Source organism: uncultured Thiothrix sp. (assembly GCF_937873765.1).
GTDB lineage: Bacteria > Pseudomonadota > Gammaproteobacteria > Thiotrichales > Thiotrichaceae > Thiolinea.
Genome location: NZ_CALMZC010000037.1, coordinates 102,570 through 121,590 on the forward strand (window position 1 = coordinate 102,570; position 19,021 = coordinate 121,590).

The window sequence follows — 19,021 nt, forward strand, 5'->3', positions numbered from 1 at the left end:
AGTTTTGGGCAGTTCCCTAAGTCTTCTTCTCTATTTGGCTCAGAGGCTGAGTTTCGGCAATTGCTTTTGGAATGGAAGCGATGTTTTTACCTCTTATCGGTCATTCATGGTTGAAACCCTCTGGCATTCTGGCTTTAATGAGCCCAATTTAAGTTTGGGTGTCAAACAGGAGCCAATATGAAAGTTCTAGTTGTGGGAAGTGGTGGGCGTGAGCATGCCTTAGCATGGAAATTAGCCCAATCACCGCGTGTCACTGAGGTACTGGTTGCTCCGGGCAATGCGGGTACAGCTCGAGAATCCAAAATGCGGAACTTACCGATTGCAGCGGAAGATATTGATGCTTTGGTGTATTACGCACAAGAGCAAGAGATTGACCTAACCGTAGTTGGCCCTGAAGCACCTTTATCCAAAGGCATTGTGGATCGTTTTCGTGCAGTCGGTTTGCGCTGCTTTGGTCCTACGCAACAAGCCGCACAATTAGAGTCCTCTAAAGCCTTTGCCAAAGATTTCTTAGCGCGGCATCAGATTGCGACGGCTGAATACGCTAACTTTACCGAGGTGGAGCCTGCACTTGCGTATATTCGGGCTAAGGGTGCGCCGATTGTGATCAAGGCGGATGGTTTAGCGGCAGGCAAGGGCGTGATTCTGGCACAGACTGAAGGTGAGGCGATAGCGACTGTGCAAGATATGCTCGCAGGGAATGCCTTTGGTGCTGCGGGTAGTCGGGTGGTAGTTGAAGATTTTTTAGTCGGTGAAGAGGCCAGTTTCATTGTGATGGTGGATGGTAAGCATGTCTTAGCGATGGCGAGTTCCCAAGATCACAAGGCACGGGATAATGGGGATAAAGGCCCAAATACGGGCGGTATGGGGGCTTATTCGCCTGCGCCTGTCGTCACAGCGGCTATGCATGAGCGCATTATGCAGGAGGTGATTTACCCTACAGTACGTGGTATGGAGGCCGATGGTATTCCTTATACCGGCTTCTTGTATGCAGGTGTGATGATTACCGCCGATGGCACTCCAAAAGTTTTAGAGTTTAATTGCCGATTTGGTGACCCAGAAACCCAACCAATTATGGTGCGCTTAAAATCGGATTTCGTCGATTTACTCGAAGCCGCTTTGGATGAGCGTTTAGATCAAGTTAATGCTGCTTGGGATAGTCGTGCTGCGGTTGGAGTGGTATTAGCAGCAGGTGGTTATCCAGAGACTTATGCGAAGGGTGCAGTGATTCATGGCTTAGAGCAAGCCGCACAACTGGCCGGTAAGGTATTCCATGCAGGCACTGCCAATCCAGAGGGACAAGTGCTAACTAATGGTGGCCGCGTTTTGTGTGCAGTGGGCTTAGGCGATTCAGTCACCGTAGCACAAGCCCAAGCTTATGAATTAGTGAAAGTCATTCAATGGGATCAGGTTTACTACCGGACGGATATTGGTCATCGAGCGATAGCACGCGAACAGGCACAAGGTTTATAGGGTTTTTACTAGCGAGTGACTAGAGGCATGTTAATTTAATGCTTTAACCTTAACGTAAAGGTAAATCAATATGAACTCAGCAGACCCTAAAACAACTTCAGCAGTCAGTTACCCGGATCTACCTATACCTGCGGGTGGAGAAGTGGTTGAAGTTGCTGCAGGCGTTTACTGGGTGCGCATGCCACTGCCCTTTGCACTTGATCATATCAATCTGTGGTTATTAAAAGATGGTGACAGTTGGGTACAGGTGGATACGGGTTTAGTTGAAACCAGTGTGATCGAGTATTGGCGTACTCTCTTTGAAACTTATTTAGGGGATGCTCCCGTCAGGCGCTTAATTGTGACTCACCTCCATCCTGATCATGTGGGCTTGGCTGGTTGGTTGACGCATCAATGGGGCGCGACTTTACATATGTCGCGCACGGAGTATTTACTCTGCCGCACTTTGCTCTCTGATACCCATAAAGAAGTCCCCGAAGCGGCTATCCATTTTTATCGGCAGGCTGGATTTGATGATGAGTCGATTGGTATTTATCGCGCTCATTTTGGTGGCTATGGCAGCTTTGTTGGTGCTTTGCCGGACTCTTATCAACGTTTAGTGAACGGCGATAAGTTTAAGATTGATGGTGTCGACTGGGAAGTGATTATTGGCCAAGGTCATAGCCCTGAGCATGTCTGTCTGTATTGTGCTGAGAAAAAAGTATTCATTGCAGGTGATCAACTGCTACCAACCATTTCTTCCAATGTGAGCGTTTGGCCGCTTGAACCAAATGCTAATCCACTGAAAGATTGGATTGATTCCTGCCATCTGCTGCGTGAACGATTGCCGGAAGATGTGTTAGTACTACCCGCCCACGGCAAACCTTTCTATGGCGCACATCCGCGCTTAGAACGCTTGATTGCCGAGCATGAACAAGCGTTACAAGATTTATATGAATTTTGTGCTGAACCTAAGCGTGTAGTCGATGTGTTTTCGGTGTTGTTTAAAAATCCCGTGACCAAGCGTACCTTGATTTTTGCAACTGGTGAGGCGCGGGCGCATTTGAATTATTTAGTACAGGCTGGCAAATTGCAGGTAAGTTTAGATGAGCAAGGCGTGGGGTATTATCGGCAAGTTTCATCTGGCGTGCGCTAGCTAATTACTTAATCCTATCTGACGCAGATATTTGTTATGCTCATAGGGGCGAACACCAGAGTTGAATCTAATCAGTTCATACTGCTCCGTCACGCATTCCTTTACTAGCGTTTCTCCCAAGTTTCTCAAAGCTTTTTTCGATTATTACCAGATTTTCTAGCTTCGATAAGCGATCCAAGATAAAAACGCTGTGTTTCAGGTTGTCTAGGATGATTAGAGATGGTCGGATAAATGCTTCAGGCTAGAGAGGTTGATTTGAATAGACTGCATAAATAACAGCTTATGCTATATTCAATCCATGCGTATTCTAGTTATTGTCGGTTTATTACCTTGTCTAATCGCTGCGAGTCAATTACAACACTTGCAAAGTCCCGCAACGGTAGAACTTGCTGCCATCCAGCATTTACTACCAAAAAACTTCAACGTTCTTAGCCTTGCTTCTGGTGACTTAAATACTGACGGAAAACTTGACTATGCGGTTGCGATAGAACGTGCAGCTTCAAAAACCAAACCGGCTCAACGTCGCTTATTAATCATGGTGAGTGATCCAGAAGTCGAAGGTGGCTTAAAGATTGCCCAACAATACTGGCGCTTTATTCCGCTGCCTAGCGATGAAGGCGTAGACCCTCTAGCGTATTTGGCTATCAATAAGGGCTTGATTGAGGTGCAATTTAAGCCGCCGAATGCAGGGCGTTCCTATGTGAATTATACCTTTAAACCAGAAGGGCGGCGCTTTGTGTTAAGCCATTTTCAGCGTTATAAGGTAAAATCGGCGACTGGCATGTTCAATGAAACAGTGATCAATTTAGATCAAGGTGAACGCGAGTTCACTTCAGGGAGCATGTCGAGTCCACGGCATCTGAAAAAGGTCGAGCAGTTTAAAGCCAGCCAAACTTGGACGCCTTGCCGGATTGATGACCCCCTCAATTTCGAGCCTTAACACTGCACGGTTTTTGCAAAATATCTTCGTGAAGTTTCCGCAAGCTATCGGTAGGGTCTGCACACTAAAGCGTTAATCTTAGCGCCTGAGACTACTTGACTCCAACCGAAAGCCTGGAAACGCGAGGATGAGAAAAATAATTGCTTTAATGTTACTGTCCGTTTTCATGGTGGGGTGGTTTATCCCAGAGACTTCAAGGGTTCCAGTCAGTGGAGCAACAGCCGCTGACTGGAATCCCCAATCCTTTTGGTATTATCCTTGGGGGCGTTCCGGTACGCATAAAGGCATTGATATTTTTGCCAAACTAGGTACTCCAGTATTGAGCGCGACCGATGGTTTAGTGCTGAGCACAGGCTTCGATAGCTTAGGCGGTAATTATGTTTTAGTGCTTGGGGCAAAATGGCGCTTTCACTATTACGCCCATTTGCAGTCCATCGACACAAGTAGCGGACATTGGCTAAAAGCCGGTAACGTATTAGGTAAGGTCGGCGATTCGGGAAATGCAAAAGGTAAACCACCGCATCTACATTACCAAATTCAAACACTTTTTCCGCAATTAGCGCAGTATCAACCCAATCAGCCCCAAGCTTGGAATAGACTGTTTTATATTAATCCACATCAGTTTCTAACTCAGCACATAGCATTCTAAAGAGTATGAGCAAGCAAATTTTAGTCGTAGATGATGATCTGCATATTCGTGAAGTGATTAGTTTTGCCCTCGAAAAAGCAGGGATGACGGTGCGCCAAGCAAGTGATGGACGCGAGGCGGTACAAAGCTTTCGTGAGCAAGCCGCTGACTTATTAGTACTGGATATTAATATGCCAGAAATGGATGGTTTGGAGGTCTGTCGTGAACTACGCAAAACTTCCAATGTACCTATTTTATTTTTATCCTCGCGGGATGATGAAATCGACCGGATTCTAGGTTTAGAAATCGGTGGCGATGATTATGTGACTAAGCCTTTTAGCCCTCGCGAATTAGTTGCACGGATTAATGCCATTTTGAAGCGTTTGCAGCCGACACAAGCAGCACCAGTAGTACAATCGGATGATGTAGTGCGCGGCAAACTAAACATTAGCCCACAACAACATTTAGCTGTTTGGGATCAGCAAACGGTGCATTTAACCGCTACAGAATTCGGGATTTTAATGTTGCTCGCACGCCATCCGAATCGGGTATTTAACCGTGATCATATTATGCAGCAAGCCTACGATAATAATGTGTATGTCAGCGACCGCACAATTGATAGCCATATACGGCATATTCGCCAAAAATTTGTGGATGTAGGCTGTGCGAATATTATTGATACGGTGCATGGGGTCGGTTACAAACTCGCACCATGTTAGCCAAGACTCGTTTATCTTCTCCAAGGAAACTGCGTTTTAGTCTGCGTAGCATTCTGCTAATTATGATGTTGACGCTGCTACTCTTGCCGCTAGCCACTTTGTATTTTTTTCGGATTTATGAAAATGAATTAGTTCGGCAGACCGAGTTAGAGTTGATTGCGCAAGGTGCTACTTTAGCCGCTAGCTATCGGCAGATTATGCGCTTGGCCAATCCTAAAAGTGTCGACTATGGCTATGTCTTGGGGTATTCGCCCTTGATTCCGGGGCAGCGACGTTCTTATATGCGTGATGAAACCCTTGATCCTTATTATACACCCATTACCCCTGAATTAGATTTAGTCAAACCTGTTTATGCTCCGCGTCCCGACGCAATTCCTACACCGCAAGTGGCTGATAAATTTGCTCAGCAAGCCGGTGCTTTGTTAACACCGGTGATTTTAAATACCCAACAAGTCATGCTAGCTGGCGTGCGTATTTTAGATATGAAAGGTTTAGTGGTTGCGGGTAAAGAAGAAATGGGGATGTCCTTAGCGCATGTACCTGAGGTAAAACAAGCACTAAAAGGTTATTATTCGAGCGTGATTCGCCAGCGCATTTCCGATGAACCACCACCGCCTTTGTATTCTTTAAGCCGTGGGACACATATTCGGGTGTTTGCTGCTTTTCCGATTATTGAGGGGAATCGCTTACAGGGCGTGGTGTATATCTCACGCACTCCTAAGAATATCCTCAAGCATCTCTATTTAGTCCAAGACAAGCTTTATCTTGCAGCGGGTATTTTGCTAAGTTTGGCGGTACTATTAGTGTTGTTTTTGTCTTCAACCCTCTCGCGTCCAATTCGTGATTTGATCCGCCAAACGCAGCAAGTGGCAGAAGGTGAGCTGCCTTATGTACAGCCGCTAAAAAGCCCCGTGACCTATGAGTTAGCGCAACTTTCGGAAAGTTTCGCAAGCATGTCACAAGCACTAGCCGAGCGCTCGGATTATATTCGTCGTTTTGCTTCGCATGTCTCACATGAGTTTAAAACACCGCTAACTTCGATGCAGGGTGCATTAGAGTTATTAAATGAGCACATCGATTCCATGCCGCCAGAGCGTCGGCAGCGGTTTTTAGATAATTTACTCAGTGATACCCAGCGCTTAAAAAATCTGGTCAATCGCTTACTCGAATTAGCCCGCGCGGACGCTTTAGAGCCGAGTAAGCAAACAAGTCAGCTCCCTGAGTTAGTTCGTGCTATGCAAAATCGCTATCACGAGCGCGGTTTAGAGATTGAAGCAGACGCTTTACCGTATGTGCCCTTAGCCATAGCGCCTGATACCTTGGAAACAGTCCTAGGCAATCTGTTTGATAATAGCCTACATCATGGTGCGTCAGCAGTGCGCTTAAGGGCGCAGCCAAGTCCTAGGCAAGATAGTCTAGTGCTTTCAGTCCATGACAATGGCGAAGGGATTTCACCAGCCAATCGTGAACGGATCTTTACTCCCTTCTTTACAACCCGTCGCAATGCAGGTGGCACAGGTTTAGGCTTAGAAATTGTCACCTCACTCCTGAAGGCTTATAACGCCCGTATCCAGCTAGGTTCTGCACAGACAGGTGCAGAATTTATACTGGAATTAGCCTTAGCTTCTTAAGTTCGCTAGGGTCTAGGCCGTTTTCTTAGAGCGTCGTTTAATCGTTTTTATAGAATGTTTTAAGTTAAACAATTTATTTTTATTTATTGATAACTATCTCTATACTGCGCTGCATCAGAACTTGTTCAAGTTTAAGTACTAAAACATTCAGTTGTTAATTTTAAGGAGAAACTCATGTTACCGAATAGTGAAGGCAAAAAAGTTCCTAAGGTCACTTTCCACACACGCAAAGATAATGCGTGGGTAGATGTTACTACGGATGAATTATTTACAGGCAAAACCGTTGTCGTGTTCTCGTTGCCCGGTGCATTTACGCCAACTTGTTCTTCTACCCATGTGCCACGTTATAACCAATTGGCGGAAGCACTGAAGGCGAATGGCGTTGACGATATTATCTGTATGTCCGTGAACGATACTTTCGTCATGAATGAGTGGAAAGCCGCGCAGGAAGCAGACAAGATCACTTTCATTCCCGATGGTAATGGTGAATTCACCCAAGGCATGGGTTTGTTAGTGGACAAAGATAACCTAGGTTTTGGCAAGCGTTCATGGCGTTACTCGATGCTGGTGAAAGACGGCACTGTGGTAAAAATGTTCATCGAGCCTGAAAAAGAGGGTGACCCCTTTGAAGTGTCTGACGCTGACACCATGTTGAACTATGTCGCTCCTAAGGCTAATAAGCCATTAGATGTGACGGTATTCACTCGTTTAGGTTGCCCATTCTGCGCTAAAGCAAAAGCACTGCTGAAAGAAAAAGGCATTGCGTTCGATGAGCTGATTTTAAACAAAGACTATCGCAACGTGACTCTGCGTGCGGTGGCGGGTCAAGATTCAGTTCCACAAGTCTTTATCAATGGTGAATACATTGGTGGTTCTGACAAGTTAGAAGCTTGGTTCGCGGCCAAAGCTTAATCAATGAGTGCTAGCCTGTTGTTCGAGTGGCACAGGCTAGCCACAATGTCCATCGATTCAGTCGAGAGAGTTTTATGAGCCAGCATTATGATGTAATTGCGATTGGCGCAGGTAGCGGCGGTTTGTCCGTGGTCGAAAAAGCTGCAATTTATGGAAAAAAAGCAGCCGTCATTGAAATGAATGACGATCTAGGAGGCACTTGTGTCAACCGTGGTTGTGTGCCGAAAAAAGTCATGTGGTATGCGGCTGAGCTAGCGCATACGCAAGAGCAGATGCTGGATTATGGTTTTGAGATTAAAACTGGCAAGCTGGATTGGGCTAAGTTGGTCATGAAGCGCGAAAACATGATCAGTGGTATCAATGACTGGTATCAAGATGATTTTCTAGCTAAAGCAGGCATTGATTTAATTCACGGCCAAGCGCGCTTTCTGGATGCGCATACGCTTGAAGTGGAGGGTGAGTGCTATACGGCTGACCATATCGTCATTGCTACCGGCAGCCGCCCGATTGTACCCAAGGATATTCCGGGGGCAGAGTTGGGGATTACGTCCGATGGCTTTTTTAAATTAGAAGAACAGCCGCAAAAAGTTGCTGTGGTTGGTGGTGGCTATATCGCTTTGGAGTTGGCGGGTGTGCTAAATGCTTTAGGCACAGAAACTTATGTGCTGCATCAAGGCTTTCCGGTGTTGATTGGTTTTGATGAAATGATCCAACGCGGTTTACGGCGGCAAATGGAAGCCGATGGTTTGATCTTCCATGATAATGACAAAATAGCCAGCGTTGAAAAGCAAGCGAATGGCAAAATAACGGTGCATTATGCTAGTGGCGACACCTTGACGGACTTAGATCAATTATTGTGGGCGATTGGCCGTGTTCCCAATACCGACGATATAGGTTTAGACGCCATTGGCTTGAAACCTGCCAAAAATGGCCTGATTGATGTGAGTGACTATCAGGAAACTTCAGTCGCAGGTGTCTATGCCATCGGCGATATTATTAATAAGCGTGGTGTGCAATTAACGCCCGTTGCAATTGCTGCTGGTCGGCGTTTGTCAGATCGTTTATTCGGTGGTATGCCAGAGCGCAAAGTGGATTACAATCTAATTCCTACCGTGATGTTCACGCATCCACCAATTGGCACGATTGGTTTATCTGAAGAGGCTGCCCGCGAGCAATATGGCGATGCAGTCAAAGTTTATCAAACCGATTTCAATTCTATGTATTACTCCTTTGTGAAGCATAAAGTGAAAACTTATATGAAGCTGATTGTGGTCGGTGAAGACGAGAAAATTGTCGGTTGCCACGCGATGGGTAAAGGTGTGGATGAGATGATGCAGGGTTTCGCAGTTGCCTTAAAAATGGGGGCTACTAAGAAAGATTTCGATGACACCATTGCTATTCATCCGGTGAGTGCGGAAGAAATGGTGACGATGAGGTAGGGGTGTCGCTAGTAAGGGATTTGAAAAGAAGACTGCCTTAAAAACGCAGTCTTTTTTTATGCATTTTTGTAAAGTAACACTTCAGCTAGCTGGTCTAACTAAACTTTCTTAAAGTTTAATTAATAGTCACCAAGCACACATAACATTACCTTCTGATTACCAAACCCTTGCTTATCCGTAACTGGACGTTGGCTTAGATCCGCTTAAAATTGTTTGCAGTGATTCTTCCGCAATTAAAACAAAACCAAAATCCTGAAACCAAATCATCACAACCCACGAAGGTTTGGTGGTAAGGATAATACCCGTCGCACCAGAGTCTGTGACTTTGGTGTTTTTAAATGCTCAGACTTATTCGCTTTTTAAGACTACATCCCGATCGCGGCAGCTTAGGGTCACATAATCACCCATTGGGACTTTTGCTTTGAGTCCTAAATACTTCAATTGCGCGGGCATATCCACTTTGCTTTCTACTGAGCAGGCATTGTTTTTTGCAAAGTGTTTCAGTGCGTTATCATCGCCATTTAAGCGCACAGTAATACCTGCCCCTTCACTTACACAGCAACCAATATATTTGCTCATATACTCTTCTTCGATCATAAAGAGTTCGTGCCCCATGAAGCTTATAGGTTTTTTCACTAAATAATAGTCGGTGTAATCGACCCGGATATTCGGCTTTTTATTCACAATACCTGCGCGCATGTAGGCTTGAATCGCTTTGCCTGAATTACCAACGCGCTCGGCTTTAATAGCATCATAGCGCAAGACATCAGTGAGAATAGTTTCAAGTTTGCTGTCTGAGTTAGACGCTTCAGCTTGTGCCATTGAAGCCGTTAGCACTAAGACGCAGCTGAGTAATAGGGAAGTGGGTTTAAACATGAAAAATCCTCGCTAGTTATTCTTGTTTATTCGAGCGCTATCTTAAATAAATGTTCAATCTCGCTTAAGAATATCTGTACTTTCGGTACACGTACCCGGCTCGGTGAGTAACAAGCATACAGATACTGACCAAAATTCAGATGCGGCGTGTAGTCACTAAGTACTTCTTGTAACAATCCTTGCTTGAGCGCATCACCACACAGATAGCGTGGCAGGATCGCAATCCCTTCGCCCGCAAGCGTTGCAGTAAAAATGCTGCTCAACTCATTAAATTGAATGCGATTCTGAATCGGAATATGAAATTCATAGCCCGCTGCATCGGTAAGGTGCCAACGATAGTTATCCATGAGCAGATAACTAAAACAGCGATGTTCACTTAAGTCTGGCGGGGTTTGGGGAATCCCATAGCGTTGAAAATAGTCTGGGGTTGCGCAAATCGCGCGCCTGAGTGCACCTAAGCGCTTGGCAACGACATCTTCAGGCGGTTGGCGGGTAATGCGTAAGGCAATGTCGAGATTATGCTCCACTAAATCCAAGATTTGATCGGTCAAAATCAATTCACACTGTAAGCGCGGATAACGCTCAGTGAATTGTGGCAACAACGGCGTTAAGTATTTGCGGCCCAGAGTTATCGTTGCACTAATCCGCAAAATGCCTTGCGGCTCAGTCGTCCCCAAATTTTGCATCGCCACTTCGGTATTGCGCACTGCCACTAAGGTTTGGCGGGCTTGCTGATAAAACACTTCGCCTGCGGGTGTAAGCTGTAATTTTCGATGCGCGCGCTCAAATAGTTTCGCGCCGAAGCTGCACTCTAAGTCACCGATTTGTTTACTAATTTGCGCGCGTGTACAATTTAAGCGTAAGGCTGCGGCACTCATACTGCCGGTTTCGACGGTTTTTACGAAACTATCCCAACTACTAAGCCATTGCATGTCAATAATCCGTTGACTGAGTGACGCTGATTATGAGCTATGTTCTTCGCACTTGTCTCTCTAAAATAACTGCACTTTAAAGCACACCGCAGGATTAGCCATGTTTCAGGCTTTACGCAGACCCGATGTCCTACTCACGACTTTAGCAGCAGCCGGGATTTTGATGGTCACGATGGGGACACGCCAATCATTAGGGCTATTTGTTGATCCACTTACTAGCAGCACGGGCTTGGCAATCACCACGATTAGCTTGGCTTTAGCGATTGGTCAATTCACTTGGGGCGCGATTCAGCCTGTGGCAGGCGCACTTTCAGATCGTTATGGCCCACAAGCAATTTTGGTGTTTGCGTTAATTCTCTTAGCAATTGGCGTAGGAATTACCCCCTTCATGAGTTCAGGGTTTGGCTTAATTATCTCCTTAGGGTTGTTAATGTCGATTGGCTCAGGAGCGGGGAGTTTCTCTGTATTAATTGGTGCGGCCGCACAACGTCTGCCAGTGGAAGCACGCGCAGAAGCTTCAGGGGTGATTAATGCGGGTGGCTCTTTCGGTCAATTCGTCTTCGCCCCGATTATGCAGAAGTGTATTCAAGTCTTCGGCTGGATGGGTGCGATGTGGATGATGATGTTGCTGACCTTAGCTGCTTTACCTCTGATTGCGCGTTTAATGGGTAAAGAGAAGTTTGTGCCTGCGCCAAAAATTAATGATGGAGGTGTCTGGCAAGCGATCAAAGTAGCGATGAAAGATCCCAGCTATTTGCTGTTGCATTTAGGCTTTTTCACTTGTGGTTTCCATATCGCTTTTTTGGTGACGCATTTACCCGGTGAGGTGAATTTATGTGGTTTGCCAGCAACAGTCGCGAGTTGGTCCTTAGCCATCATTGGTCTGTCGAATATTTTTGGCAGTTTATACGCAGGTTATTGTGTCTCACGCTACCGTAGTAAATATGTGTTAGCAGCGATGTATGGATCGCGGGCTTTATTAGTGGCTTGGTATTTAATGATGCCACGCACTGAGTGGACATTTTATATTTTTGCGATAGGCCTAGGTTTCACTTGGCTTGCAACCGTGCCACCGACCGCAGCAATTGTGAGTAAATTATTCGGAGTGCGTTATTTGGCAACTCTATTTGGTTTAACCGTTTTTACTCATCAAATCGGTGGCTTCCTCGGCGCTTATTTAGGTGGTTGGGCAATCACCCACTTCGGCGATTTTACTTGGATGTGGTATGCGGATATTGCCCTAGCAGCGATGGCGGCGATGGCTAATTTACCGATTCGAGAAGTGAAGGTCATGCGTCCGGTAGTGGCTGCTGTTTAATCTTTTTAGTATTTGAACGCTGCGTATACAGTAGGCCCAAACCTGCCAGTGTCACCAGTAAACCACCCCATAGGGCATGCCAACTGGGCAGCTCATGCCAGATGAGAAAGCTCAGCAGCATGCCCCAGAGCAATTGGGTATATTGCATACTACTGACCGCTGTGGGCGAGCCACGATGAAAAGCGGAAACCACCAATGCCATAGCTAATGCATAGCAAAAGCCACCACCCAAACTAATCGACAATGCACTTAAGCTCATAACTTGGTAATGGAAAAGGGTATAAATGCCTGTTACTAATACCACTAGACTCAGGCTATACACTGCGAAGCTTTGTGGTGTTTCTTGCTCTCGATAGCGTGCAATTAATAGAAAGCTAGTGGCTTCAATAATTGCACAACCCAAAGCAGTCAACAGGGCTAACTTCAAGTTCCCAAAGCTGGGATTCAGTGTTATATACACGCCAATAAAGCCTAATAGAGTGAACAGTAAGGCTCGTGGTTTGGTGCGCTCTTGGCGAAGTAAGAAAGCAAACAAGGCCGTAAATAATGGCATGGTTAAAATCAAGGTATAAGCTTCAGCCAGTGGCAGTTCTCCATAACTATAAAAGGCTAGGAGATCTGCAATTAGCACGAGTACAGCCCGCAAAATATGAATGCGCGGATGCCGAGTTTTTAATAGCTCAAAGTTTGGGTAGGTCCAAATTAATAACCCAAACAAACCAAATAAGCAGTTAAAAAAAGTGACTTGCAGCAGGCTGTAGCTGTGCAATAACCACTTAATACTTAAATCCATCAAAGTAAAACTAAAAAACCCTAACAGGGCTAAACCTACAGCAGACATGACTTATCTCTTTCACTAAAATTGATAGCAGCGAGTGTGCAAGTTACTCTAAAATAAATGAAACGAATCTTTTTCATTTTAAAAACAAAGAAATTTTATTTTATGGCGATTCCCGCTCATCTGATTGCGCATTTACCTTATTTTGCTGCAGTAGCGAAATATCAAAGCTTTACCTTAGCCGCAGAAAGCTTATTCGTTTCACAAGCAGCAGTGAGCTATCAAATTCGCCAATTAGAAATGAAACTGGATGTGTTGTTAGTGGTGCGGCAATCAGGGAGTCGGGTTTACCTGACGAATGCTGGTTTACAGTTAGCAGCTGAATATCAAACCTGTGAAAAGCGCCTAGAGTCTGTTTTGCAAAGCCTGCAACCGCAAACTCTAACCGGCACGTTACGGTTAACCGCCCCTGTTGATTTTGCGAGTAAAGTGCTGCCTTATGTGTTCAGAGAGCTACAAACGCAAGCACCCAAGCTAAAAATTGATCTGGATGTCAGTGATGCCGTGGTCGATCTGCTTGCCGATGGTTTTGATTTTGCAATTCGTACTGTGAGCCATGCTGAGCGTTTGCAACATGAGCTACTCGCTCAGGCACATAAGTCAGTGGTTGCAAGTCCTACTTATTTAATTCAATATCCAACACCGCATAGTTTGAGTGATTTAAAATCTCATCAAGTATTGGTACGCGGACTGGGGCAATATTTTAGTTGGAATCAGTTATTAGCGAGTGAGGGTTTGAGCCTCACTAATGACTATCGCACACTTGTCTTAGGCAACACTTTTGCTTTAGAAGAGGGTGCTAAAGCCAGTTTGGGCTTAGCACTACTAGTCGATTTTGCGATAAAAGAGGCATTGCAATCAGGGCAGCTCGTGCGTGTTTTGCCTCAATTCACAGAGAAACTCACAACTTCTTTATATTTAAGCTATCTGCCTAGCCCACAAGCTGGTGTATTTAAACAAGTCCTGCAGCAAGCGATTGAGGTTGTGATTAAGCAGCGCTTTGCTGCAGCGTTTATTGTTGTTTAGGTGAGTGCGGCATTTGCTCGCAGAGTGGCGATTTGCTCAGGGCTATAGCCTAGCTCTGCTAATATGCTATCAGTATCAGCACCCGCTGCAGTCGGCGCAATCGGTGCTTTGGCGGGTGTACGACTAAAACGTGGGGCCGGCGCAGATTGCAAGACATTCTCCACACGCACGAAGCTACCGCGAGCCGCATTATGCGGATGCGCTTCCACTTCGTTAAAATCCAGAACCGGTGCTACACAAGCATCGCTACCTTCAAAAATTGCCAGCCATTCGGCTAGCGTTTTTTGCCGGAAGATAGTGGCATATTCTTGTGAGCGTGCTGGCCAATTATCTTTGTGATATTGGCTAGCATGGTGTTCAGCCGGAATACTTGCTTTGGCGAGTAGTTCTTTAAAGAAGTGTGGCTCTAAGGGGGCAACCGACAGATATTTATGATCCGCCGTGGTATAGCACCGATAGAAAGGTGCACCGCCGTCGAGGAAATTAGCTTCGCGCTGGGTTGTCCACCATTGGCGCGCAAACCAAGTATGCAATAAACCCATCATCGCAGGGACACCATCCACCATTGCTGCGTCAATTACTTGGCCTTGCCCTGAAGTATTGCGCTCATACAAAGCGGCTAAAATGCCGAGTAATAAAAACATCGTGCCACCACCGTAATCAGCGGCTAAATTCAAGGGTGGAACGGGCGGCTGATCGGCTACTCCAATCGGATGTAGCGCACCTGTAATGGCTAAGTAATTCAGGTCATGTCCTGCGGTTTGGGCTAAAGGGCCGGTTTGACCCCAGCCGGTCATACGTCCATAAATTAGTTTCGGATTAGCGCTTAGGCAAACATCGGGACTTAAACCGAGTTTCTCCATCACACCGGGGCGGAAGCCTTCAATTAAAACATCCGCTTGGGCAATCAGTTGTTGGGCGGTTTTTAAACCTTCAGGGCTTTTTAAATTGAGGGCGATGGAGCGTTTATGGCGACGATTAATCTCAGTAGGGTCAACGGGTGTTGAGGCGCGGTCAATGACAATGACTTCAGCACCTAAATCAGCCAGTAGTTGCCCAGCTAAAGGGCAAGGGCCAATGCCTGCCATTTCAATCACTTTGAGCTGATACAGTGCTGCGGTCATAAATTTCGCCTTTTATTAGAGAATGGAAAGCCTAAAGTTTAGCGCATTTGCTGTGCAGAAATCTTGTTGCGAGCCTGTATAGACTGGCGTATAAGAGCCAGCACAGTGTGGAACTTAAGCTCAGCGGTTCAGTCTATCCAGTAGCAGTTTTACGCCGATTGGGGCTTTAATTAGATTTAGAAAATATATTATTCAGGAAACCGATTATGAAATTAACAAAAACAAACTTAGTCCTCGCGGCAGTTTTCTTTTGCCTAAGCACAGCACCCGTGTTCGCAGCGGGTGCGACTAATCTACCCGTAGCTACTGAGGCCACAGCAGAAGTTTTAGAAGCGCCAGAAATCACGGATGAAACAGCCGATGCGTTAGAGGCTGCGAATCCAGAAATGGATCTAGCTGAGCTGCAAGCAGAGATTCGGATTGCTTGTGAAGAATTCGCGACTGATGAAAAAGTGGCAGAAGAAAAAATCCCTGAGTTCGTTGATGCTTGTGTTGCTGAAAATATGCCTGCAGAAGAAACCGATGCGATTGAAACTGTAGAAAGTGGTGTGCCAGCGATTGAAGAAGCTGAACCTGAAGCGGCTGGTGCTGTCACTCAACCGATGGTGACTGGGCAAGCAACTAGCCAAGAGTGACGCTCAGCTAAAACTTGGTTATAGTCTAAGCGGGGAGAACCAGCAGGTTGCTCCCCGTTTTTTTGTGGCTCACCCAGTAGTTTGTTATGAATACATCGACATTTAACACAGTCGAGGATTGGCTCAAGTTTGACCGTGAGCATCTTTGGCATCCTTATACCTCTATGCATAATCCCTTGCCCTGTTATCCTGTGGAGTCTGCGCAAGGGGTACGCTTAAAGCTTGCAGATGGGCGCGAACTGATTGATGGTATGGGCTCTTGGTGGTGTGCGATTCATGGCTATAATCATCCCTATTTGAATGCAGCTATCCAAACTCAACTGGGTAAAATGAGCCATGTGATGTTTGGCGGCCTTGCTCACGAACCGGCGGCGCGTTTAGGTAAATACCTAGTCGATTTAAGCCCAGAACCGCTGCAGCATGTGTTCTTAGCTGATTCGGGTTCGATCTCAATTGAAGTGGCGATCAAAATGGCACTGCAGTATTGGTATTCGCAAGGCCAAGCCCATAAGCAAAAATTACTTACGATTCGCGGGGGGTATCATGGTGATCCCTTTGCCTGCATGAGTGTTTGCGACCCTGTGAATGGGATGCACCATATTTTCCAAAGTATTCTGCCCAAACAGCTATTCGCACCCCGTCCACAAACTCGCTTTGCAGAGCCTTGGAATCCGGCGGATCTAATCGAATTCGAACGATTACTAAAAACGCATCAAGCGGAAATTGCCGCGGTGATTTTAGAGCCCATTGTCCAAGGCGCGGGTGGGATGTGGTTTTACTCGCCGGAGTATTTACGCCAAGTGCGGTGCTTATGTGATGAGTACGAAGTACTGTTGATTCTGGATGAAATTGCTACCGGCTTTGGGCGCACGGGCAAATTATTTGCCTCAGAACATGCAGGAATTAGCCCGGATATTATGTGTGTGGGTAAAGCGCTGACAGGAGGCTATATGACCTTGGCTGCGACTTTAGCTACCCGCAAAGTCGCGATGGGGATTTCTCAAGGTGAAGCCCCAATGTTGATGCATGGCCCGACGTTTATGGCGAATCCGCTAGCTTGTGCGGTGGCCTGTGCCAGCATTGAATTACTACTAGCGTCGCCATGGCAGGCTCAAGTTCAACAGATTGAGGCGATTTTGCAGGAAGAATTATTGCCGGTTTTAAATCATCCGAAAGTTGTGGATGTGCGTGTGCTGGGTGCGATTGGGGTGATTGAGTTGCATGAGCCAGTCAAAGTCGCTGAAGTCCAAGCGCGTTTTGTCGAAGAGGGGGTATGGATTCGCCCCTTTGGGAAATTAGTTTACATCATGCCTGCCTATTTAATGTCTGAGGTCGATTTACGCCAATTAACCCGTGGAATGAAGAGTATTTTAAATGATTGATGTTCAATGGTTTATGGCTTATTTGGCCTTGGGCGCAGTAGTTGGCTTTTTTGCAGGTCTGTTGGGTGTTGGCGGTGGTGGGATTATGGTACCTGCCTTAACCGCCATGTTTGCCGTCCAAGGCTTGCCCTTTGAGCATTTGGTACATGTTTCCCTCGCCACTTCGATGGCAGCGATTGTGGTTACTTCGGCGTCAAGTTTGCGGGCGCATCAAAAGCATGGTGCGATTCAGTGGTCTATTGTTAAAGGCATTACCCCCGGGATTTTGCTGGGTACATTTGGTGCGGCATTACTTGCGGCTTATATTCCTTCTTTGCCGTTGGCGATTTTCTTTGTTGTCTTTATGGCTTATGTATCTGTGCAAATGTGGCTGAATGTGAAACCTAAACCTTCACGCCAATTACCAAGCCCGTTAGGTCTAAGTGGAGTCGGCTTAATCATTGGTGGGGTCTCGGCTTTAGTGGCGATTGGGGGCGGTTCCTTGTCAGTACCGTTTATGACTTGGTGTAATGTGAAGATTCAGCAAGCGATTGCTACCTCGGCTGCGATTGGCTTGCCGATTGCGCTAGCCGGCACGCTAGGCTATTTAGTGAGTGGAATGGGGGTTGAGGGTTTGCCGAAATACACCTTCGGTTTTATTTATTTGCCCGCTGCTGCTTCGATTGCCTTGGTCAGTGTCTTCACCGCACCTTTAGGTGCTAAACTGGCGCATCAATTGCCAGTGACAACTTTGAAAAAAGTATTTGCAGTTTTATTGATTGGCTTAAGCTTAAAGATGCTGCACACTATTTTAACTCGCTAGAAAATCCCTAATTTCAAGCCTTCCGCCATGCCTGCGCCTAGTTCGGTACAGGCCTCGAAAAATTCGGTTTTCACTTCACCTTTCATAATTAAGGGCGCTTGGACTTGCCGCCAACGCAAACCTAAAATAATTCGCTCCATACTGGTCAAAGCCCCAGTGCCATCATTGCCAGCTTTCACATACAGCGCTATCGGTAGTCCTTGAGTAGATTCCAGACAAGGGTAATAAATGCGCTCAAAGAAATCTTTGACTGCACCACTCATATACCCGAAGTTTTCGGTCGTGCCTAAAATCAAGGCGCCTGCTTGCAAAATATGTTCAGGCTGCGCTTCAAACGGCGTCAATACGATCGGCTCAATTTCTGCGGAGGCAGCACCCACAGCAACTGCAGTGCGCAGTTGTAAGGTATTGGGCGAGGGTATATTGGCAATAACCAGCAGTGGTTTCATACTTTCAGTTTAGCTGTAAATATTTACCCTGTCCTGTACTGAACTTTATCGAAAATGCAACTTTCTAAGTGTAAGATTATTAATCATAAGAGTTTCATCGATGCAGCGTATCTTTTTAGGTTTAGTTGGACTGTGGAGCTTATTTGCTGTGCAGGCTTGGGCGGGCGATGCCAACACAGAAATCCAGCATCTGTTGAGTTACATCAGAGCTACGCCTTGTGAGTATGAGCGCAATGGCCTGAAATATAAGGGTAGCGAAGCGGTTGTGCATGTGCAGCGCAAATACGATTATTTTAAAGACAAGATTAAAACCGCTGAAGATTTCGTGCGTTTATGTGCCACCAAAAGTGAATTAACCGGATTAGCTTATCAAGTGCAATGCCCCAATGAGGCTAAGCAAACGAGTGCAGATTGGTTATTAACTGAGCTAAAAAACTTTCGTAAGCTTTAAGTGTCCAGATCAAGATAAATACGCTGGTCTTTGAGGGTCAAGCGATAAGTTTTTAGTTTACCTTCGGCGGGTTCAGCTACGGCTGCGCCCGTTTTTACATTGAATTGTCCACCATGCAATGAGCAATGAATAACCTCACCTTTCAAACAGCCTAAATACAAGGAAGAATCTTCATGGGTGCAGTGATCATCGACTGCAAATAATTCACCGTTCACATTACAAATCAGTACGCGTTGCCCTTGGTCTAGCTCTACACGCTTAGTTTTGCCTAAAGGGATTTCGTTTATACTGCCTACATCAATCATTGGGGG

Annotated in this window: 20 protein-coding genes; 14 read left to right on the plus strand and 6 right to left on the minus strand. The window is 46.0% G+C overall.

The annotated features are described in order from the left end of the window. Positions 1-177: 177 nt before the first annotated feature. The 8 genes from purD (at position 178) to gorA (ending at position 8,877) form a co-directional block, all read left to right on the plus strand. The gene (purD, locus tag Q0307_RS10025; protein ID WP_298660086.1) at positions 178-1,473 is read left to right on the plus strand and encodes a phosphoribosylamine--glycine ligase; all 1,296 of its coding nucleotides are present in this window, start codon (positions 178-180) and stop codon (positions 1,471-1,473) included. Positions 1,474-1,543: 70 nt separating this feature from the next. Beyond that, positions 1,544-2,608 carry an MBL fold metallo-hydrolase gene (locus Q0307_RS10030; RefSeq protein WP_298660088.1) on the plus strand — a complete coding sequence of 355 codons (1,065 nt, stop codon included), beginning with the start codon at positions 1,544-1,546 and terminating at the stop codon, positions 2,606-2,608. Between the two features lie 298 nt (positions 2,609-2,906). Next, on the plus strand, positions 2,907-3,548 hold the full coding sequence (locus tag Q0307_RS10035) for a hypothetical protein (RefSeq protein WP_298660091.1): 642 nt from the start codon (positions 2,907-2,909) through the stop codon (positions 3,546-3,548). A 127-nt stretch (positions 3,549-3,675) separates the two neighbouring features. Beyond that, complete coding sequence (locus tag Q0307_RS10040) at positions 3,676-4,197, plus strand: M23 family metallopeptidase (RefSeq protein ID WP_298660094.1); 522 nt, start codon at positions 3,676-3,678, stop codon at positions 4,195-4,197. 5 nt (positions 4,198-4,202) lie between these two features. Further along, positions 4,203-4,895, plus strand: a complete 693-nt coding sequence (locus Q0307_RS10045) for a response regulator transcription factor (RefSeq protein ID WP_298660096.1) — start codon at positions 4,203-4,205, stop codon at positions 4,893-4,895. Between the two features lie 62 nt (positions 4,896-4,957). Next, positions 4,958-6,526: a HAMP domain-containing sensor histidine kinase gene (locus tag Q0307_RS10050; protein WP_298660098.1), complete on the plus strand. Its 1,569-nt coding sequence runs from the start codon at positions 4,958-4,960 to the stop codon at positions 6,524-6,526. Positions 6,527-6,700: 174 nt separating this feature from the next. Then, complete coding sequence (locus tag Q0307_RS10055; RefSeq protein ID WP_298660101.1) at positions 6,701-7,438, plus strand: glutathione peroxidase; 738 nt, start codon at positions 6,701-6,703, stop codon at positions 7,436-7,438. Between the two features lie 74 nt (positions 7,439-7,512). Next, a complete protein-coding gene (gene gorA, locus Q0307_RS10060; RefSeq protein WP_298660103.1) occupies positions 7,513-8,877 on the plus strand; it encodes a glutathione-disulfide reductase in 1,365 nt (454 codons plus the stop codon). Between the two features lie 348 nt (positions 8,878-9,225). Here the strand turns inward: gorA and Q0307_RS10065 are convergent, their stop codons facing one another. Then, entirely contained in the window at positions 9,226-9,753 is a 528-nt protein-coding gene (locus Q0307_RS10065) for a hypothetical protein (RefSeq protein WP_298660105.1), read from the minus strand. Between the two features lie 26 nt (positions 9,754-9,779). Beyond that, on the minus strand, positions 9,780-10,685 hold the full coding sequence (locus Q0307_RS10070) for a LysR family transcriptional regulator (RefSeq protein WP_298660107.1): 906 nt from the start codon (positions 10,683-10,685) through the stop codon (positions 9,780-9,782). A gap of 100 nt (positions 10,686-10,785) precedes the next feature. Here Q0307_RS10070 and Q0307_RS10075 point away from each other — a divergent pair, with 100 nt between their 5' ends. Further along, positions 10,786-12,003 (plus strand): MFS transporter, encoded by a 1,218-nt coding sequence (locus tag Q0307_RS10075; protein WP_298660109.1) that lies wholly within the window; start codon positions 10,786-10,788, stop codon positions 12,001-12,003. Here the strand turns inward: Q0307_RS10075 and Q0307_RS10080 are convergent. Then, complete coding sequence (locus Q0307_RS10080; RefSeq protein WP_298660111.1) at positions 11,975-12,844, minus strand: DMT family transporter; 870 nt, start codon at positions 12,842-12,844, stop codon at positions 11,975-11,977. The genes Q0307_RS10075 and Q0307_RS10080 overlap by 29 nt on opposite strands. 102 nt (positions 12,845-12,946) lie before the next feature. On the opposite strand from Q0307_RS10080, the gene Q0307_RS10085 reads away from it, so the two are divergent. Further along, positions 12,947-13,867 carry a LysR family transcriptional regulator gene (locus Q0307_RS10085; protein ID WP_298660113.1) on the plus strand — a complete coding sequence of 307 codons (921 nt, stop codon included), beginning with the start codon at positions 12,947-12,949 and terminating at the stop codon, positions 13,865-13,867. On the opposite strand, the gene Q0307_RS10090 is transcribed toward Q0307_RS10085, so the two are convergent. Beyond that, positions 13,864-14,991: a CaiB/BaiF CoA-transferase family protein gene (locus tag Q0307_RS10090; protein ID WP_298660116.1), complete on the minus strand. Its 1,128-nt coding sequence runs from the start codon at positions 14,989-14,991 to the stop codon at positions 13,864-13,866. The genes Q0307_RS10085 and Q0307_RS10090 overlap by 4 nt on opposite strands. Before the next feature lie 206 nt (positions 14,992-15,197). Here Q0307_RS10090 and Q0307_RS10095 point away from each other — a divergent pair, with 206 nt between their 5' ends. From Q0307_RS10095 to Q0307_RS10105, 3 genes are all read left to right on the plus strand, one after another. Next, positions 15,198-15,626, plus strand: coding sequence for a hypothetical protein (locus tag Q0307_RS10095; protein ID WP_298660118.1), 429 nt, complete (start codon positions 15,198-15,200; stop codon positions 15,624-15,626). Positions 15,627-15,712: 86 nt separating this feature from the next. Then, positions 15,713-17,008 (plus strand): adenosylmethionine--8-amino-7-oxononanoate transaminase, encoded by a 1,296-nt coding sequence (gene bioA / locus Q0307_RS10100; RefSeq protein ID WP_298660121.1) that lies wholly within the window; start codon positions 15,713-15,715, stop codon positions 17,006-17,008. Beyond that, on the plus strand, positions 17,001-17,810 hold the full coding sequence (locus Q0307_RS10105; RefSeq protein ID WP_298660123.1) for a sulfite exporter TauE/SafE family protein: 810 nt from the start codon (positions 17,001-17,003) through the stop codon (positions 17,808-17,810). The genes bioA and Q0307_RS10105 overlap by 8 nt, the downstream gene beginning before the upstream one ends. Here Q0307_RS10105 and Q0307_RS10110 read toward each other — a convergent pair. After that, positions 17,807-18,259 (minus strand): flavodoxin family protein, encoded by a 453-nt coding sequence (locus tag Q0307_RS10110; protein WP_298660126.1) that lies wholly within the window; start codon positions 18,257-18,259, stop codon positions 17,807-17,809. The genes Q0307_RS10105 and Q0307_RS10110 overlap by 4 nt on opposite strands. Positions 18,260-18,359: 100 nt before the next feature. Between Q0307_RS10110 and Q0307_RS10115 the strand changes: the two genes are divergently transcribed. Beyond that, the gene (locus Q0307_RS10115) at positions 18,360-18,710 is read left to right on the plus strand and encodes a DUF5329 family protein (RefSeq protein WP_298660128.1); all 351 of its coding nucleotides are present in this window, start codon (positions 18,360-18,362) and stop codon (positions 18,708-18,710) included. On the opposite strand, the gene Q0307_RS10120 is transcribed toward Q0307_RS10115, so the two are convergent. Then, positions 18,707-19,015 carry a non-heme iron oxygenase ferredoxin subunit gene (locus Q0307_RS10120; RefSeq protein WP_298660130.1) on the minus strand — a complete coding sequence of 103 codons (309 nt, stop codon included), beginning with the start codon at positions 19,013-19,015 and terminating at the stop codon, positions 18,707-18,709. The two genes, Q0307_RS10115 and Q0307_RS10120, sit on opposite strands and share 4 nt — an antisense overlap. Positions 19,016-19,021: the final 6 nt, after the last annotated feature.

What these genes read in the sequence shown, in the direction of transcription:
- Q0307_RS10085 (WP_298660113.1), top strand. Translation starts at nt 12,947, where the DNA reads ATGGCGATTCCCGCTCATCTGATTGCGCATTTACCTTATTTTGCTGCA.
- Q0307_RS10075 (WP_298660109.1), top strand. Translation starts at nt 10,786, where the DNA reads ATGTTTCAGGCTTTACGCAGACCCGATGTCCTACTCACGACTTTAGCA.
- Q0307_RS10035 (WP_298660091.1), top strand. Translation starts at nt 2,907, where the DNA reads ATGCGTATTCTAGTTATTGTCGGTTTATTACCTTGTCTAATCGCTGCG.
- Q0307_RS10115 (WP_298660128.1), top strand. Translation starts at nt 18,360, where the DNA reads ATGCAGCGTATCTTTTTAGGTTTAGTTGGACTGTGGAGCTTATTTGCT.
- Q0307_RS10120 (WP_298660130.1), bottom strand. Translation starts at nt 19,015, where the DNA reads ATGATTGATGTAGGCAGTATAAACGAAATCCCTTTAGGCAAAACTAAG.
- Q0307_RS10080 (WP_298660111.1), bottom strand. Translation starts at nt 12,844, where the DNA reads ATGTCTGCTGTAGGTTTAGCCCTGTTAGGGTTTTTTAGTTTTACTTTG.
- Q0307_RS10040 (WP_298660094.1), top strand. Translation starts at nt 3,676, where the DNA reads ATGAGAAAAATAATTGCTTTAATGTTACTGTCCGTTTTCATGGTGGGG.
- Q0307_RS10070 (WP_298660107.1), bottom strand. Translation starts at nt 10,685, where the DNA reads ATGCAATGGCTTAGTAGTTGGGATAGTTTCGTAAAAACCGTCGAAACC.
- Q0307_RS10055 (WP_298660101.1), top strand. Translation starts at nt 6,701, where the DNA reads ATGTTACCGAATAGTGAAGGCAAAAAAGTTCCTAAGGTCACTTTCCAC.
- Q0307_RS10030 (WP_298660088.1), top strand. Translation starts at nt 1,544, where the DNA reads ATGAACTCAGCAGACCCTAAAACAACTTCAGCAGTCAGTTACCCGGAT.
- bioA (WP_298660121.1), top strand. Translation starts at nt 15,713, where the DNA reads ATGAATACATCGACATTTAACACAGTCGAGGATTGGCTCAAGTTTGAC.
- Q0307_RS10095 (WP_298660118.1), top strand. Translation starts at nt 15,198, where the DNA reads ATGAAATTAACAAAAACAAACTTAGTCCTCGCGGCAGTTTTCTTTTGC.
- Q0307_RS10090 (WP_298660116.1), bottom strand. Translation starts at nt 14,991, where the DNA reads ATGACCGCAGCACTGTATCAGCTCAAAGTGATTGAAATGGCAGGCATT.
- purD (WP_298660086.1), top strand. Translation starts at nt 178, where the DNA reads ATGAAAGTTCTAGTTGTGGGAAGTGGTGGGCGTGAGCATGCCTTAGCA.
- gorA (WP_298660103.1), top strand. Translation starts at nt 7,513, where the DNA reads ATGAGCCAGCATTATGATGTAATTGCGATTGGCGCAGGTAGCGGCGGT.
- Q0307_RS10105 (WP_298660123.1), top strand. Translation starts at nt 17,001, where the DNA reads ATGATTGATGTTCAATGGTTTATGGCTTATTTGGCCTTGGGCGCAGTA.
- Q0307_RS10110 (WP_298660126.1), bottom strand. Translation starts at nt 18,259, where the DNA reads ATGAAACCACTGCTGGTTATTGCCAATATACCCTCGCCCAATACCTTA.
- Q0307_RS10045 (WP_298660096.1), top strand. Translation starts at nt 4,203, where the DNA reads ATGAGCAAGCAAATTTTAGTCGTAGATGATGATCTGCATATTCGTGAA.
- Q0307_RS10050 (WP_298660098.1), top strand. Translation starts at nt 4,958, where the DNA reads ATGATGTTGACGCTGCTACTCTTGCCGCTAGCCACTTTGTATTTTTTT.
- Q0307_RS10065 (WP_298660105.1), bottom strand. Translation starts at nt 9,753, where the DNA reads ATGTTTAAACCCACTTCCCTATTACTCAGCTGCGTCTTAGTGCTAACG.